This is a genomic window from sulfur-oxidizing endosymbiont of Gigantopelta aegis (assembly GCF_016097415.1).
GTDB lineage: Bacteria > Pseudomonadota > Gammaproteobacteria > GRL18 > GRL18 > GRL18.
This window is the reverse complement of the sequence record NZ_JAEHGE010000001.1, coordinates 1019761-1036533: the sequence shown is the minus strand read 5'-3', so window position 1 is coordinate 1036533 and position 16773 is coordinate 1019761. Positions and strand designations below refer to the sequence as shown.

13 protein-coding genes and 1 pseudogene are annotated in these 16773 nt (G+C 38.9%); 7 read left to right on the top strand and 7 right to left on the bottom strand.

All coding sequences use genetic code 11. The features are described from left to right. Window positions 1–86: 86 nt before the first annotated feature. The 5 genes and pseudogenes from JEU79_RS05395 to JEU79_RS05375 form a co-directional block, all read right to left on the bottom strand. Window positions 87–2300 carry a bifunctional diguanylate cyclase/phosphodiesterase gene (locus JEU79_RS05395; RefSeq protein WP_214660505.1) on the bottom strand — a complete coding sequence of 738 codons (2214 nt, stop codon included), beginning with the start codon at window positions 2298–2300 and terminating at the stop codon, window positions 87–89. A 10-nt stretch (window positions 2301–2310) separates the two neighbouring features. Further along, window positions 2311–3231: an alpha/beta hydrolase gene (locus JEU79_RS05390; protein WP_214660504.1), complete on the bottom strand. Its 921-nt coding sequence runs from the start codon at window positions 3229–3231 to the stop codon at window positions 2311–2313. Window positions 3232–3588: 357 nt separating this feature from the next. Continuing rightward, window positions 3589–4053 (bottom strand): hypothetical protein, encoded by a 465-nt coding sequence (locus JEU79_RS05385; RefSeq protein ID WP_198263283.1) that lies wholly within the window; start codon window positions 4051–4053, stop codon window positions 3589–3591. 33 nt (window positions 4054–4086) lie between these two features. Next, on the bottom strand, window positions 4087–4374 hold the full coding sequence (locus JEU79_RS05380) for a hypothetical protein (RefSeq protein WP_198263282.1): 288 nt from the start codon (window positions 4372–4374) through the stop codon (window positions 4087–4089). Between the two features lie 111 nt (window positions 4375–4485). Next, window positions 4486–5716: pseudogene (locus tag JEU79_RS05375) on the bottom strand (ISL3 family transposase). A 202-nt stretch (window positions 5717–5918) separates the two neighbouring features. On the opposite strand from JEU79_RS05375, the gene JEU79_RS05370 reads away from it, so the two are divergent. The 3 genes from JEU79_RS05370 to JEU79_RS05360 all read left to right on the top strand — a co-directional run bounded on the left by JEU79_RS05370 (window position 5919) and on the right by JEU79_RS05360 (window position 9153). After that, complete coding sequence (locus tag JEU79_RS05370) at window positions 5919–6680, top strand: hypothetical protein (protein WP_198263281.1); 762 nt, start codon at window positions 5919–5921, stop codon at window positions 6678–6680. Window positions 6681–6696: 16 nt separating this feature from the next. Continuing rightward, window positions 6697–7068 (top strand): transposase, encoded by a 372-nt coding sequence (locus JEU79_RS05365; protein WP_198263280.1) that lies wholly within the window; start codon window positions 6697–6699, stop codon window positions 7066–7068. Window positions 7069–8166: 1098 nt separating this feature from the next. Then, on the top strand, window positions 8167–9153 hold the full coding sequence (locus JEU79_RS05360; RefSeq protein WP_198263279.1) for a PEP-CTERM sorting domain-containing protein: 987 nt from the start codon (window positions 8167–8169) through the stop codon (window positions 9151–9153). Between the two features lie 95 nt (window positions 9154–9248). Here JEU79_RS05360 and JEU79_RS05355 read toward each other — a convergent pair whose 3' ends face one another. Both JEU79_RS05355 and JEU79_RS27980 read right to left on the bottom strand, forming a co-directional pair. Beyond that, the gene (locus JEU79_RS05355; RefSeq protein ID WP_198263278.1) at window positions 9249–10307 is read right to left on the bottom strand and encodes a tetratricopeptide repeat protein; all 1059 of its coding nucleotides are present in this window, start codon (window positions 10305–10307) and stop codon (window positions 9249–9251) included. Window positions 10308–10607: 300 nt separating this feature from the next. Beyond that, window positions 10608–10784: a hypothetical protein gene (locus JEU79_RS27980; RefSeq protein ID WP_343074946.1), complete on the bottom strand. Its 177-nt coding sequence runs from the start codon at window positions 10782–10784 to the stop codon at window positions 10608–10610. A gap of 153 nt (window positions 10785–10937) precedes the next feature. Between JEU79_RS27980 and JEU79_RS05345 the strand changes: the two genes are divergently transcribed. The 4 genes from JEU79_RS05345 to JEU79_RS05330 all read left to right on the top strand — a co-directional run bounded on the left by JEU79_RS05345 (window position 10938) and on the right by JEU79_RS05330 (window position 16649). Further along, window positions 10938–11537, top strand: coding sequence for a TetR/AcrR family transcriptional regulator (locus JEU79_RS05345; RefSeq protein WP_198263277.1), 600 nt, complete (start codon window positions 10938–10940; stop codon window positions 11535–11537). 62 nt (window positions 11538–11599) lie between these two features. Next, a complete protein-coding gene (locus JEU79_RS05340; protein ID WP_246540019.1) occupies window positions 11600–12010 on the top strand; it encodes a hypothetical protein in 411 nt (136 codons plus the stop codon). Between the two features lie 365 nt (window positions 12011–12375). Beyond that, window positions 12376–13245, top strand: a complete 870-nt coding sequence (locus JEU79_RS05335; protein ID WP_484637073.1) for an efflux RND transporter periplasmic adaptor subunit — start codon at window positions 12376–12378, stop codon at window positions 13243–13245. 89 nt (window positions 13246–13334) lie between these two features. Next, entirely contained in the window at window positions 13335–16649 is a 3315-nt protein-coding gene (locus JEU79_RS05330) for an efflux RND transporter permease subunit (protein ID WP_198263274.1), read from the top strand. Window positions 16650–16773: the final 124 nt, after the last annotated feature.

Below are 16773 nucleotides of genomic sequence, written 5' to 3'. Positions count from 1 at the left end.
GGGTGATTGAGGATGTCAAGTTTGGGTTACTGCATTATAATTGAATTTATCATAGGGTGACTACACATCCGTCACTCATAATTGATTCAATTAATTTTTTTAGGTTTATTCGAAGGCTTGCCATATAAAAAGCCTTGAGCATAATGAAATTTCATGGTTTTTATAATCTTGCTGGTTGCTTCAGTCTCAATGCCTTCTGCTACCAATTTATAACCGATCTCATTAATCATGTTGGCTAGGTAATTAATCAAAGTGTATTGTTTTTTATTGCTTACTTGTTGAATTAAAGAGATATCAAATTTAACAATATCAACCGGCATGGATGATAAATAACTCAGGGATGAATAACCACTACCAAAGTCATCCAGAGCAATCATAAAGCCCAGTTTTTTTAGTTGGGAGATATTATCACTGGCCTGATTGATATTGGTAATTAATGAGGTTTCAGTAATTTCCAGAATAATTTTATACCGAGCTAAATAAGGAGTAAACTGAGAGAGCTTTTCTATAATTTTATTGCTGACAATAGAAGGCCCAGAAACATTAATTGAACCCCCTGTTTTTTCACTAATAACACCCATTTTCAGATCATGTTCTATTGATTTAAAAATAACAATATCCAGCTCACATTCTAGTTTCCGTGCTTCAACTAATTGAAAAATATGTTGTGGTGAAATAAATTCATCCTCTTTTTTTATCCTCAATAAAGTTTCATAATAAGCGACCGAATTATCTGTTAAATTAATAATGGGCTGATAAAACATAGTAATGCCTTTTCCCGACTCAATTGTATCATAAACCAGTGTGTTAATTTTGCTTGAAAAAATGCTATTAGAAATATTTTCAATCTTTTTTGAGTAAAAAATAATATGTGATTGTCCTGGTTTTTTAGCCTCATAAACAGCGATATCAGCCTGCCAGAGCAAGTCATTAATATTGTTTTGTTCAAGCCCGACATTATGCGCAATGCCAATACTGACATTCACCGGTTCACTTATTTTGAAGTCATTAAAAGCAATATTTTTAATATTATTATTGCATCGTTCAGCAACATAAAGTGCTTCATCTATTTTTTCAATTTGTATAATAGAGACAAATTCATCACCACCGATACGATAAAGTTTTTCTCCTTTTCTAAGTGATTTTTCTATAGCTATGGCTATGGCTTTAAGCACCTTATCGCCAACCAGGTGACCATAAGAATCATTAATGCTTTTAAAGTGATTTATATCAAATAAAAGTAATGCGATTTTATGCCTATTATCGAAAAACACATCTTTTACATGCTTCCAGTGTTCGTCAAATGCCCTCCGATTATAAATACCTGTCAGGGCATCATGATGTGCCATATCCCAGAGTTCTTTGTTTTTTACATCCAGGTTCAGATAAACTTTCTTTAATTTACGCTGATACTGGACAAGAGAATGACGCACTTTTTCCAGTTCATCAATATGGAATTGATCATCAGAGTCCAATATTTTATTACTCTCTGAGCGTTTGTTAAGCTTATCGATATAAGTGGCGATTTTAAGTAAGGGACGGGAGAGAAAAAAGCTGATTAAATAATAAAATAAAAGAGCAAAGACAATGAGTACCATTGCATTGCGAAAAATCGCTTCTTTCAGTATATTTGAATAAATATGAATATTGTCATTGTTTTTAAGCTGATAATGCAAATATTCAATGAGCTGATCAACTGGGAATCTGCTTTTTTCATTGACTGCTTCTTTAATCGATTCTGATTCAATAAAATTAAATTGTTTTATGCTTAATAATGAACTTATGACTTGGCTTTTAGTCATGAGATAACCGCGAATTATTTTTTCATCACCCTGCTCAATTATAGCAGTAGTCAGTATAAGATAAGCCGTGTTTTTTTCAATAATAAAATAGGGGGATAAATTATTGCTAGTAATTTTTTCAGGCAATGTGGTTGTTATGAGTTTTGCCAAAATATTACCCTGTTTATTATAGAGCGCAACCTCTTTAAAATAATTAGGCAAACGATGTGAACTATATAAACGATGAGAATGCCAGTAAGAATAAAAGGCAGTATTGTCTAATTGTTGATGCACTTCCTCCCACAAAGCAAATTTATTGCTGATATTCTGATGTTGTTGGATTAGTGCCTGATAAGCCGTGATTAATTCAGTTTCTCCTCGATCTTTATTGGCACTGACTAATCGCTCATTAATGATATTGATATAATGATACGCATAATAACTGCTGCTGATAAAAACAATGATATATAAAAGAATAAATCCCAAGGCATAATGTTTTATGGATAGACGCTTTATCATCATGATTCGGTTATTTAAGCTCCATTAGAATGTTTTCAACCACATCGAACAGATTAAATTCATGTTCAGAATCAAAAAAATGATTTGCCCCTGGAATTATAATAACATTCATACCTGTAGAGCTTAGATTTTTATTCCATTCCTTATCCACTCGAGTATCTTCACTACCCAGAACAAGGGTTTTATCAATAGGCGATTGCTCAAGATATTTAAATAAATTCTTTTTTGACAAATTATAATATGATATAAAGTTTTTAGCCGTCGTCACATATTTTCTACAATATGATAAAGAAAACACTTTCATTTCATTATCATTTTTTGCGCTTTCAGCCAACTCCAGATCTTGTTTTCTTTCAAACGAATTAGGGCTGTCTCCGAAATTTGGCATCGACAGAAAAATAAGATATTTGACCGGTGTTTGAGGATAATGATGGATATAAGAAATGATTTGTGAAGAGCCTGCGCTATGACCTATCATTATGATTTTTTTTTCAGCTTTTGTTGCTAAGCTTTTTTTTGTTAACCATTGTACCCACTGTTCAATTTCTTTCATATCATCAAGGAGTGAATGAGTATGAATTGCTTCGCAGGACATACTTTGCTTACGTTTGTTGATTCCCAGCGTTAATGTTGGCGTTAATACGTTATAACCGGAATCATGCAATGATTCGGCAAGTCGTTTGACGGTCTGAAAATTATGAGTCAGCATAAATCCGTGCAAAATAAGTATTGTCGGTTTATCACTCTCTCCAGGATAACATTCACCATAAGAAGAAAGTGCATCAGTTTGTGGTAAAACAATAATACGGGGCTGTGTTAAATCATCCTGAGAAAACGCAGAATAACAGAAGAATAACTGACTAAAAAAGAGGTAAATCAACCCATTTTTGATAACATTGTTTATTTGAAAAAAAAATAAATAGTTACTCATATCAATGTAGTACCCCATAGCACTCTGAATAATAATAATTTATTACTCTCAATATAGTTTGTATTTAAAAAAAAACAACACCCGCTTTATAAAATAATTAAATTAAAAAAATTTTAACCTGAGTGCTTAAGCCAAGAAAAAAGCACTCTTCTTCGTCAGAAGTGGTCAGGAACAAAGTCAACATCAGAATTTTATTCGGGACAGATCAAATCTAAGCCTTTTGCTTTACATATAGACACACTTTAGCCACAGAATATTTAAATTCTGAAAAAACAGCATTGAGAGATGATTTTTTTGTTTAGTGCAAGACGCCCAATGGTGGGCAGCCAGTCATCCACTTTTTGGCCAGAAATACATTCATGAGCAGAAGTGCCTTTGTAACGTCCCTGCCTGCGTGTTTTTAGATTGTACCTCATCCAGCTTTTCGCCCAACGCTTGCTGCAGATTATAAAAAAGTGCCTGAAAGAATTGATATTTTTTTTGATAGGGTCGAATGCTTTTCTGCTTTTTCAGTTCGTCAAGCAGGCGTAACAACAAACAACTTCGACTGACCTGAATTCTAGAGTATTGTGGCGTTAATACAGCCAGTTCAACGTCTAATGCATGGGCTGCATAAGCAATGCCAGTCACCCTATTTTCAATGTAAGTGGCCAATTTCTTTTGTAAACTGTATTCATTTTCTATGGCATGATAGGCATGACTTTTTATTTTTCGTCTCACTTTATTCATATCGTATAAAACATGGAAACAATCATCTCTTTGTTGGGCATCTGGAAAAACTTGTTTGACGCCACAAGCAATTCCAGGTGCTGCATCTTTCACCGCAATCTCTAAATTCAGCCCTTGTGATTTGGCTTATTGTAGTACCGCTGCCCAATCTTCTGTGGAGAGACTTTCGCATAATTCAAGTGAATGTAAGAAACCACTGTCTAAATCAACACCCGCTAAAACAGGCGAGCTTTGACTGTACATTTCATCTAAGGCGGCGACTTTTATTGATGAGAAATCAACCGTGTGATTAAATTGTCTTGCCTTATCCTGTGCTTCAATAAGCAAGGACTGAATACTCCCAAAGGAGCGAGTGACACCTGGGTAAATGATGGGGATGAGATCTTCTATGGCACGGATACTACCAGGAGTCATAATCGACAATGCAATGATAGTACACTCTCATAGGCTGGATCTTTAAAGCTATTGATTTATAAGGTATTATTTTAAAAATATAGGCTCTTCTCCGCTTTGATGAGTGAGGGTTTACCCAAAATAGAACATACTCTGCTCATCAGGAATGGAGGTTTGCCTGATTTTAAGTTTAAAATATTCGGTATCCCGAATCCCTCTGGCCCTTTTTCTTATTAAGCCAATACTGACATTACCTGCTTCAATTCTAGCGGATGTCAGCTGATGTTTTGCATAGTTGCAAATACCATCTTTATTCTTTCTCATTGAGCGAGCAAATGTTTTTAAGTAGCTCATATTGCTTTGATCAGCCATGACACACCATTGCTCTAATTCATCTTTCATTTCAGTCACGTCATTGTTATTCCACAGTGCTTGTAACTGTTCTTTCATCAGATATAAAATATTTAAATTCTGATTTTCTGATAACAGGTTATTCAATCGGTCAGATTGTTTCTCAGTGAGCTTGTCTTCATTTTTTAGTAGCAAGTAATAGCATCCCTTGAGTAAATCTTTTCCAGGCTTGCTGGCTCGTCTGAATTCAATCCTACGTTGATTTTTTATCACGTTAGAGAAATTCTTCATGACATGAAATCGATCAAAAACAATATCTGCATTGGGCAATATTTCTCTCACTGATTTTTTGATACGCGGGCCCCATGTCCATGGCCACCGCCTCTATTTTTTCAGTGGTTTCCTTCGGTATTCGTTTTAAAAACTTTGTAAATACATCTGAAGTTCGACCTGTTTCTACCCCGATTAAATGTCCTTCAACCATATCATAAATGACCGTCATATAATCATGGCCTTTTGCTCTGGCCACTTCATCAACACCGATATATTTTAAGTCCTTTAATTTTTCGGGCTCTAATGCAGGCAATGTTTTTTCAAGATAAGCTTTGTCAATATTCTTAACGGTTTCCCAACGTATATTGAGATGCCTGGAAACAGCCTGAATGCTGATATGACGACAAAGACCACTAATCATATGACAAAATCGTTGTGTAAAACGACAGCCTTTATCAACAAAGTCACATCGCTCTATTCGGCGTTCATTTTTACTGATACAAACCTGAGCTAACTCAATTTCCAGATAGCATGGATAGCCCATAAATGGCACATCACGTACTTGTCTTTTTATGTATCGATTTATCGTCCCTTGCTGACCGGTTAAGGGATCAATTACCTTCCTTCGCTTGTCTCTTTGACAGATTATATGAACTGTCTCATGGTGTTTATTTAACGTTATTTCATTGACTCTTTGGCCAGTCAGTCCCAAAATGGTGGGTGAGATGTTGATACTCATATTACCTATTGCTTATAAAACCTTCAGAAGCTTTATATTTCAACAGGTTTCTTGAATATTAGCATCTTTCTTCACTCATCAAAGCGGAGAAGAGCCAAATATAAAAAAGAGTAAAAAAACAGATATTTAAGCATTTAAGTTGAACTATTAGGCGTTCAAATGATCAGATCAAGTAGACCAATACTTATAGCGAACTGATCAAATGAACAAAATCTATATTAAACAACTTGGAAATAAATGCAAAAAGTTTTTTTCAGAAAAGACATTAAATGATTTGGGGAAATCCTTAAAACTGGCATCACGCTGTAGGCAAATAACACCTTACCGATTGGGCATGGCTTTTATAACGGTTCTTTCACAACATGAGATAAAAACAATAGCAGATCTTCATCGAGGATTTAATAATCTGTTTGGGATCAATATTGCTTATAAGCCATTTCATAACCAACTACGAAAGAAGCAATTCCCTGTTTTTATGCGTCATATGTTAGAACATTTACTCAATGAGTTTGCCTATCAATCACTGGCATTTAACAAAGGTAGTCCATTTGAAATATTTAAGAAAATCCTATTACAGGATGGTTCTTCTTTTGCTGTTAATCCCAAATTAAAAGACAAGCTTCCTGGTCGTTTCAGCCACTATAACCCAGCGGCAGTTGAGTTGCATGTTGCATTGGATTTATATTCAGAAACACCTGAGACGATTATATTAACTCCCGACACAAATGCTGAAGCCCAATATTTACCAAAGCCTGAGCAATTAGAAGACACTTTAATTATGGGAGACAGAGGCTATTTTAAAAAGGATTACATGTATCGTGTATTACAACAAAGCAGTGTTTATTGCATCATTAAAGCGACTTCAGCAATAAACCCTAATGTTAAAAAAGTACTGATCGATGATAAACAGCTTAAGAAATTTTCAAATAAAAAGCTCAAAGACATAAAAGAAAAAATTATCTAAAACTGATGTAATTGATATGGATATTCAATGGGAAGAAAAAGATAAAATAATTAATTGCCGAATGATTGTTAGTTGGAACCCCAGTGCCAATTACTTTCAATATTTAACGACAAATTTGCCACGAGATACATTTTCACCAGAACATATTATTGAAGCGTACCGACTTCGCTGGCAAATTGAGTTGATGTTTAAAGAATGGAAATCATTTGCCAATCTGAGGACATTTGTCACTGAAAAAGAAGCCATTGTTGAGGGGCTGATTTGGGCTTCCTTATGTGCGGCCATTTTAAAAGGTTTATTGCCCATGTTGCTCAAAAGGCGACAGGCGTTGCCATTTCAACACACAAAGTGGCTAAATCTGCTTGTTACTTTATGGGTGATATTATGAATTCAATAATACATGACCCCGATAAAATCAGAATGGCTCTTGAAAAAGCGATTCTATTTTTAAAAAACAATACTCGGCGTGATAGTATAAAGCGAGATAAAAAATCTGGGCGATCAAAACTGGGGCTAAACCCTCTATATGGAGCGTAAATTTATGATGTTAAAAATTCATAATTCCTTAAGATCCAGCCTATGAGTACACTCTAGCTGTTCTTGATCAACTATTACTGTACGGGCTTTTAGTTGCTCCGGTGTTTGACTAAAATGCTGAAATAAAATTTCTGCTGTATCTTCCTGTACCCCATGTGTCAGGATAGAGAGTGGGGCGAGAAATCTCATACTCTTGACTCAGACGAGTCTTTGCACCATGTAATCCTTGGTTTGCTAAGACCTTTGCGCTAAACTCTATTTTCTGGAAAGTCGTTAAATCAGTGTTGCGCAGTCCTGTCATGGGTCATGCTGCTGGATAGTTTGTGTGGTAACAATATTATCTCAGAATACTGGCTTGATGACTTCCCTTTTTTAATTGCTTAGCTCAGAAAACTGTAAAGCGGGATTGAGCTGTCCCGAATTTCCTTTAAAGTGTCAGGTTTTTATACACAAATTATTTTCTAAACCTAATTTGGCACAGATCAAACCTGATTTACACCTTGATATTATGGTGGAGACTCATATTTACAGGATTTATATAGCATATACAGTACTACAAACATTAAAGTCAATTTTGATATGACTTTGTCAGTACAAAGTGTCAAGATAATTTACACTTTTTGCCCTGCCCCCCTAATTTAAATAAATAAATAAAAATTACTGTGATCCAAGAAAGTTAGTTATTGATATGAATCAATAAAGTTGTAGATATTTTTTGTGTAACAAAGATACAAGCTCTACTTTTATATCAGCATAAGATTATGTTTTTACGCATAAAATAATGAAATCGTGTCAACAGCTCTAGCATTAAACACATAATGAGGATGATTCTGTCAATATTTACCAGCCAATTAATGATCTGAAAAAAAATTTTGCACAGATTATGCAAGATCTTAATTACTTATAATTTATAAGTTTACTTGCGGTAAATAAATGAGGAGTAACTATTATGAAAAACAAACATTCAAAATTTCGGCTATTGCCTGGCATTACATTAGTTTGTGTTACGAGTTTCCCCAGTAGCGTGTTAGCAAATAATTTTTATGAATTCTCCGTCTATGAAGGGTCAGGCAGTGAATATGATGTCGCATCGTATGGCAATACAATTTATTATGGTGGTGGAACTTCTGTTTACTCAATCGATGTCGCTGTTGCAGATATGAGTAAGAAAGATGAACCTCGTTATCTTGCTGATGGTATCACTGCAAATCCAAATTATCAGACACGCCTCTTTAGCAATTCCCAGTCATACAACCTGAGTGGCGCACCCAGTCGTTTGAGGGCGGCAAGTGTGGGTGAGATGTGGGTAGATGCAAATTATATTTATACCGGCGCCTCAAATGAAAGCATTTATGCCTTTAATAAAACAACTGGCTCCTATGTGTCATCTGCTTCTAAGATCTACTCAAGCGGTCTTCCCTACGCCAGCGCTGATTGGGGTTCTCCTCTCAGCTTCCTGTCTTATGGCGGTGGAAAATGGTGGGCTGGAGGTGAAAATCAAAGCGTTTATAGTTCCATTGATGGCAGTAACTGGAATTTCGAATTCAATTCTATCCCCACTCTCGGTGGTAGCCATCTTGATGGTCTGGAATGGGTCAATGGCAATATCTGGCTCTCTGATATGACCTCTAACTACATGATGCGTTGGGGCTTTGGTGACAACCCCGAAACACTTGCAACGGAAACAGGTTGGACACAATGGAATATTTTCGATTACACCGAAGAACTTGGAGGCGCGGCTAAAGCAGTAGAAGGTATGGGTTTCGGTGCTCTGGGTCATTTTTGGGCCGGTAGCGGTAGCGCAATTTATGAAGTTGGTGGTGGCGATATTGGCCAGTATACAGATAATACCATCCCAGAACCTGCCACTCTATTGCTACTGGGTAGTGGCTTGCTTGGTATGGTGGCTATTCGCAGAAGAAAGTTTAAGCACTAAGTTCTGGCATACATGGGGGCTCTGGTAAAACAGGTGCTCATCACCAATAAAGAAAGGGAAAAGGTCTCCTGATAAGTTCAGGAGACCTTTTTTATTTATCTGGTTTGCTGAATTCGCTTTTTAAGTTCATTAACAAAGGCAGGTGATGCTTTTCCTTTGGATAGTAGAAGAGAATGCTGAAATGCTGATTGTGCATCACTATTATTACCCATTTTCTGATTTGCCAGCCCCGTATGATAGAAATAATCAGGCATACTGGCGTTTTGCTGTATCGCTTTGCTGAAGTGCCGCAATGCTGCAGTAAATTTTTGTTGGTTATAATAAACCCAGCCTAGGACATCGTGGCTTTTAGGATCCTTAGGGAATTTTTGTACTGCAAGTTTGGCATACTGTATCGCTTGTTCCAAGTCCTTAAATTGATCGACATATAATAGAGCCAGTTCCTGATATGGAAGGGGGATATTGGGATTAACTTCCAACAATCTCTTATAGGTTTTTAACGATTGTTCAGGCTTAGCCTGCTGATTATATGCTATGGCCAAAAATTTATATCCCTGAGGCAAAGGAGGATAGGCCTGGATAATAATAGTGGCACGCTGTATAACCTGTTCATAGGCTTTGTTATTTAAGTCTATCTGACAGAGTGCAAAACTAGCATTGAGAAAAGACTGATCATCCAATGCTCTTTTTTGCAGAATTTTTTTATACAGATTGGACGCTTTATCTATGTGCCCTTGTTGCTGATATAGAGTAGCCAATGCAAGATGTAAAGTGGCTGATTCAGGAGCCAGCAGATTTAGTTGCTTAACACCCTGCAGATAATGTGTTTCATCATTCAGAGCATAATATGCCACAGTCATAAAAGCCAGTGCTTCTATATTCTCGGCCTCTTTGTCAATGATCTGTTTTGTGATTGTTATGACATTTTCAAACTGTCCGGCCTTCAGGGCACTTTTAGCCAACCACAGAGCACGGGGAATATCCTTTTTGGATTTTAATATAAAATTCTGTGACTCTAAAGTTATTGCACCTGTAGAGGATAGAGAAGCAGAGTCAACAATTGTGGCCAGCACAAAACGACTTGAAAAAACACTGATTGATGCAATCCCAATATAAAAAATAATGAGTGTTTTATTAATATTTATAAGTTTCATGGCAGCTTCTCCTTACAATTAAACGCAACATGAACAGACATCAAAATTGCTGCGTCAAGATAAAATAGCTCATGAATAATAATAACACTATTATGATGAAATATTATATCAAAGAAGATTTTTAACCTCTTTAAGTAGCAAATAAAGGTGTAATGGATCAGTTAGGCTTTCATCAAAATTAAATTGTTGATACCACTATCTGGCAACATCATCTTTTGCATGAACTAATAAAGCGCACATTCCAGTAATATCAGCGGCATGTAACAGTGAACCAACCACTAAAGTATAAAATCCAATCACTTAACCATTCTCACAAGCGACATAGGTGTTGGCACTATTAGCGCTTTGGTTTTGTAAGGCATATTTAATCAGGAACTGATTTAAATCAGTCACACCACAATCAAAGTCATCCAGAACATGATATGAGATGAATTGAGTTTTTCTACCTGTTTGTTGGCCATAAAGAAACTCAGTCAATTTGAAAGATGATTTAGGGTGGAAAATAAAGGGCGCAGGTCCTGAGCTGACGGATTGAAGGACGCTCTGATTTGTGCTTTAGTAAAGGCTTCAACAACAAACAATCTTTTAAAAAACATTGACTAGAATGAACGTTCGTTTTATATTATTCTTATGCATAAATCCGCTAAGAAAACAAATCAAGCCCATAATACAGTCTATGATCAAGTCATTCATACAGCCTTGCATTTATTTACAAAACAGGGATATTTCAACACCTCAATACCTGATATTGTTCACTCTTCTGGTTGTAGCACAGGCTCAATTTATCATCACTTCAAAGACAAAGAAGGCATTGCCAGCGCTTTGTATGAAAACTTGTTAGAACGGATGAATAGTTCACTGGATGAGATTGAACAAAAGCATCCAACATCAAAACTACGTTGCCGTGCAGTCATAGAGTTATTGTTTCATCTCACAGAAACAGAGCCTGAGGTGATGGAATTTATCCTGTATGCAAAACATAAAGAATTTTTGCCGGGCAAGCGTCCTATCTGCTCATCCAAACCTTTTCAAAAAATGCGTGAATTTGTTGTTTTAGGAGTCGACAAAGGTGAATTTTATCCAATGGATGATCTCATTGCCGCGTCATCACTTTACGGGGGCGCACTGCGTATGATTTATTTACGCTTGGATGGTGTCTTGAACTATTCATTAATGGATAAATTAGAAGAGGTTTGGAAATGTGCGTGGCGATCAGTGGCTATTCAGTGAAGCCCATTTTTTAAAAATGAATACACGTTTTAGTAACAATTTAGTGGAGTAATGTAATGTTTATGATTGATTATAATGATCTTGGCTGGCGATATTGGTTAGTAACCGTGATATTGCTGACTCTAGGTATTTTAGGTGAGCCCACGGGTTTTGTTCTCGCCATCGGCCTGACGATAATACAGTTGATTCATTTCCTATTTAATGAGCGTAACATCACCAGTTTTCCAGTACAGGTTCGAATAGGCTATCTCCTATTACTCATTATTTCCTTGCCTGCACCAATGCAAATACTATTTTGGATACCCTGTATTGGTACTTGGGCTCAGGTTATCTTCGGCTATTGCACAATGGCTCGGTTAGTCTCACTTTTGCCTTGGAATAGAGTGGAGCCCTTTTCATTGAAGTTACTCATGAAAACCTTCTTATCTCGCCCTGTTAAAGGCAGCGTAAAACACGCTTTTTCTACGCCTTGAGCAATCCAACAAGCACTAATAGGTGAAATTCTGCCAGTAGACTCTATAATTACTGATAAATAATAAAACATTAAAGCCCCTAGATAACAAGGCGTCGTCATATGAAACTTTTTTTAACCTCAATTGCCTGTACAGGCATTATTTTTCTATCCAGCGCCTTAGCATCCGAACCTGCAGGGAAAATTGATCAAGCTGAGATCTACACGGTATCCAGCAATAGCCTAGCAGCTATTGTGCGTTTGGGTGGAAGTGTCGTTCCAGAGAAAATCGTCAACTTCACAGCACAAATGCCAGGCGATGTTAACTTCGTTGCGGGTTCGGAGGGTGATGCTTTCAAGAACGGCGCGATCCTGGTCTCCCTGAATATGAAAAGTCTCATTGCAAAGCGTCAACAAGCTATGTCGCAGTTGGCGAGCGCCGAAGCTGCTTATCGTAATGCGCAAGTGCAATATAACCTAGAACGTGTCAATCCTAATTCCCAGGGAAACCAACTACTGGGTGGTGCCCCTGACCTCTTCAGCACCTTCTCCGATCCAATGCGTTCTATGATGGGACAGGGAAATCAGCGCGTAGAACGAAACTCTAGCCTCTATGCCCGTAGTGTCGGCATCGAAACCGCGAGCAATAGCGTACAGCAGGCACAAGCAGCAATACGCGAACTTGATGAATCACTGAAAAATACCATCAGTTATGCGCCTTTTGATGGTGTGATTGTAAACAAGATGGTAGTAGAAGGTGATATTGTTCAACCGGGTATGCCTTTGATCAACTTTGCCGATATCACCCGTTTACAGATTCGTGTGGATGTACCCTCGCGTTTACTCAAGGTCATTAAGGTTGGCAGCAAGGCGCAGGCACAGCTAGACGGCGAAACAAATCTAGTACCTGTAGTCGTTGAGCGTATCTTCCCCATGGCGGATTCTGGCGGCCATACGACCACCGTAAAATTCGCTCTACCCGCTGGTATTGAAGCACATTCGGGGATGTATGCCGAGATTATTTTAGCCGATCCGGGAAGCAAACATTCAGCTTTACCGGCAATTCCAAAATCTGCCATCGTATGGCGTGGTAGCTTGCCCGCAGTATTTCAGGTGCGAGAGAATGGCAGTCTTAAATTGCGTTTGATTCGCGTTGATGAAATGCCCTTAAATGGCATGGTCAGTGTCATTTCCGGTATTAAGGCCGGAGACAGGATTGTTACTCAGCCAGGCCCTAATACACATATTTCACGTTAACGATTCATCGGGGGTTGCGTGCCAAAACCTCGATTAATAGAAAATGACCCTTTTTACAATATGCTCTTCCTGATGGGATAACTACCGCTATGAGTACATCAAAACAATCTCAGCAAAGTGATACTAAAAATAAACTACAAAAAGAATCTGATGCTCAACTAAATAACAACAAACAAGGCGCGGCAGGTGTATTGTGTGAAACCTTTATACATTCACCCCTATCACCCTTACTCTATATCGTCATGTTGTTATTAGGAATCTACGGTCTGTTTGCCACTCCCCGTCAAGAGGATCCTGAAATATCTGTCCCCATGATTGATATTTTTTACCAGATGCCTGGAGCCACTATACAGCAAGTTTCAGAATTATTGATTGCACCACAAGAACGTGTACTAAGTGAAATCAACGATATCAAACACGTCTACTCCGCCAGTGATAAAGAAATGGGCATGATCACCCTGCAATATAAGGTGGGTGAGGATATGGAATCTGCTCTAATACGTACGATGGCGAAATTGCAAGCCAATACGGACAAACTACCACCCGGTGCAAAACCAGCAATGATGAAACCTAAAGGCATTGATGATGTGCCTGTGGTGACGATGACCCTGTGGTCCAGGGAGCTTGATGATTCTACCCTGCGAGCATTGGCAACCACACTTGAACAACGTTTAAAGCAGATCCCCCAAACGGGTAATTCATTTATATCAGGGGGGCGTGCACGCGAGTTACGCATTGATATTACACCCGAGCGCCTAGTGGGATACGGTTTGAGTATGGGGCAGATTGCTCAGGTTATTCAGGGTTTCAACAACCAACAAACTGTCGGTTTCAATGAGCGAGGGGATCTATTTGCTTATGTCGAAACAGGCGCTTTCCTGCGCAGCGCCAATGATGTACGTCAATTAGTGGTCGGCTTGCATAAAGGACATCCAATCTTTATGAGAGATGTGGCCAAAGTGACCATTGGCCCGGAACAGACTTCCCAGATGGTATCATTCTCCAGTGGCCCTGCATATTCAGGCGCTCCTGTTGACAATGCTCAAGCTGTGACCCTTGCTATCGCCAAACATGAAGGTTCCAATGGGGTTGAAGTCGTACAGGCGATACGGGATAAGGTAGAAAGCCTCAAAGGTGTATTGATCCCTGATAATGTGCACATAGAATATACTCGTGATTATGGAAAAAGTGCCAGCGACAAGGTCAACGGTCTGCTTAGCGACTTGATGATAGCCTCTGTAATGGTAATGCTCCTAGTATGGTTTACGATGGGCTTCAAACCCTCTGTCGTGGTGTTTATGACTGTGCCATTAGTGCTGACTGTCACGATTTTTTCGGGCCTTCTAATGGATTACAGTATTAACAGGGTGTCGCTTTTTGCGCTTATCTTTTCTATTGGTTTTCTAGTTGATAATGCCATTGTTATTATTGACAATATGTACCGTCGCTGGTTGATAGCGGGTACGCCATCCACGGCAATTGCTATTGATGCCGTACGAGAGGTTGGCAACCCAACGATACTGGCCAGCTTTTGTATTGTTGCTGCACTGGCTCCCATGGGCTTTGTCAGTGGCATGATGGGTCCTTATATGGAGCCTATTCCAGCACTGGGTTCTGTTGCCATGTTGTTTTCACTGTTTGTCGCTCTGGTTTTTGCCCCTTGGATGGCCATGCGCATTATACCCAGCATGCCTCAACTCAAGGCTATGGCAAAGCGTGATAAAGCGATTGACAAAAAGATTTCGGGGATTCACGAACACACTTTTGGCATTCTCTGGAAGCAGCGAAGCAAGGGGCGTTTATTTCTTTTGTTCCTACTGCTCAGCTTCATTGCATCAGCCTGGCTTTTTTATTCCACCCATGTGACCGTAAAAATGTTGCCTTATGATAACAAGTCAGAATTTCAAGTAGTCGTTAATATGCCTGCCGGTACGGCGTTACCCGAAACGGCAAGTTTTACCGAAGAATTAGCACAAATCATTCGTATAGTCCCTGAAGTAATTTCCGTACAAACCTATTCAGGCACCGCAATCCCTTTCGATTTTAATGGTCTGGTACGTCACTATTATCTCCGTATGTTTCCGTGGCAGGGGCAAATCCAAGTTACTTTACTCGATAAGAAGGCGCGTAGCCGAACGAGTCATGAAATAGCAATGGACGTACGTAAACTGATCGAGCCGATTATTGAGGCATCGGGGATCAGGGCAAAAAACGGATCGGGTGTTACTGTGGTTGAAATGCCACCAGGCCCACCTGTTTTACAAACCGTAGTGGCAGAAGTACACGGCCCTGATGCCGCCACCCGTAAACAAGTTGCACAGGATCTGAAAAAAATCTTCGACCAATCTAAAATGGTTGGTGAAGCAGAAACCATGATGCGCGAACCAATGACCATCTGGCGTTTTGATATTAACACTACAAAGGCAGCATTAAATGGCATTTCCATTAAGAGTATCAATCAAAACCTGGCGATGGCGATGGGAATGTTCAAAGTCAGTGACCTTAAAGAAAAAGGTCTTGAAGAGCCCACGCGCATATTGTTGCAAGTTCCCTTATCAATGAGAGCGGATTTAAACAACCTGAATAGCCTCCCGATAATGACTCCTGCGGGCACGACCGTACCCCTTGGGCAACTGGGAAAATTTGTTGAAGAGGTGCGTGAGTCGTTCGTTATCCGTAAAGATCTACGCCCAATAGAGTATGTGGTCGCAGATGCCACAGGGCGCTTGGCGGCTCCTGTCTATGCACAAATAGATGTGTCCAAATTATTGGAAAATTATATCACTCCTGATGGTGTCAGCCTGAAAGGTGAGTACCTCGGACCACCGGAAAGCGATGCTCAATCCGGTTTTGAATGGGGCGGTGAATGGACAGTCACTTTTGAGACATTTCGTGATATGGGGATTGCCTATGGAGTTGCCTTGCTAGCCATCTATATGTTGGTGGTCTGGCAATTTGGCAATTTTCTCATTCCCCTTGTGATCATGGCACCGATTCCATTAACCCTGCTAGGGATTTCACCCGGACACTGGTTGTTTTCAACAGATTTTACTGCGACATCCATGATTGGTTGGATAGCCTTGGCCGGCATTATTGTGCGTAATTCCATTCTTCTAGTTGACACGACGTTACAGCAAATTAATAACGGTCAGTCACTTTACGATGCAGTGATTAATTCGGCCATCTCCAGAACCCGCCCTATATTGATCACGGCAATATCTACCATGGTGGGGGCTGCTATCATTTTAGCCGATCCTATTTTTGGAGGAATGGCGGTATCGCTATTGTTTGGACTTTTGGTTTCTACCGTGCTGACTCTCGTCGTTGTGCCTTTAGGTTGTCTGTCTATTGGTGAAGAAACTTTCCGCAAGGTCGCACAGCATCAGGATTGTGTAATAAAATAGCCTTCATAACAATGATTGCCTGTTCAACCACTAATGCGTGGCTTTAAACCTAAAATAATCAGTTGAATCGTAGCGAGAGCGACTTAGGTGCTGAAAATTAAGGGTTTTACAGGTTATTTTGGCT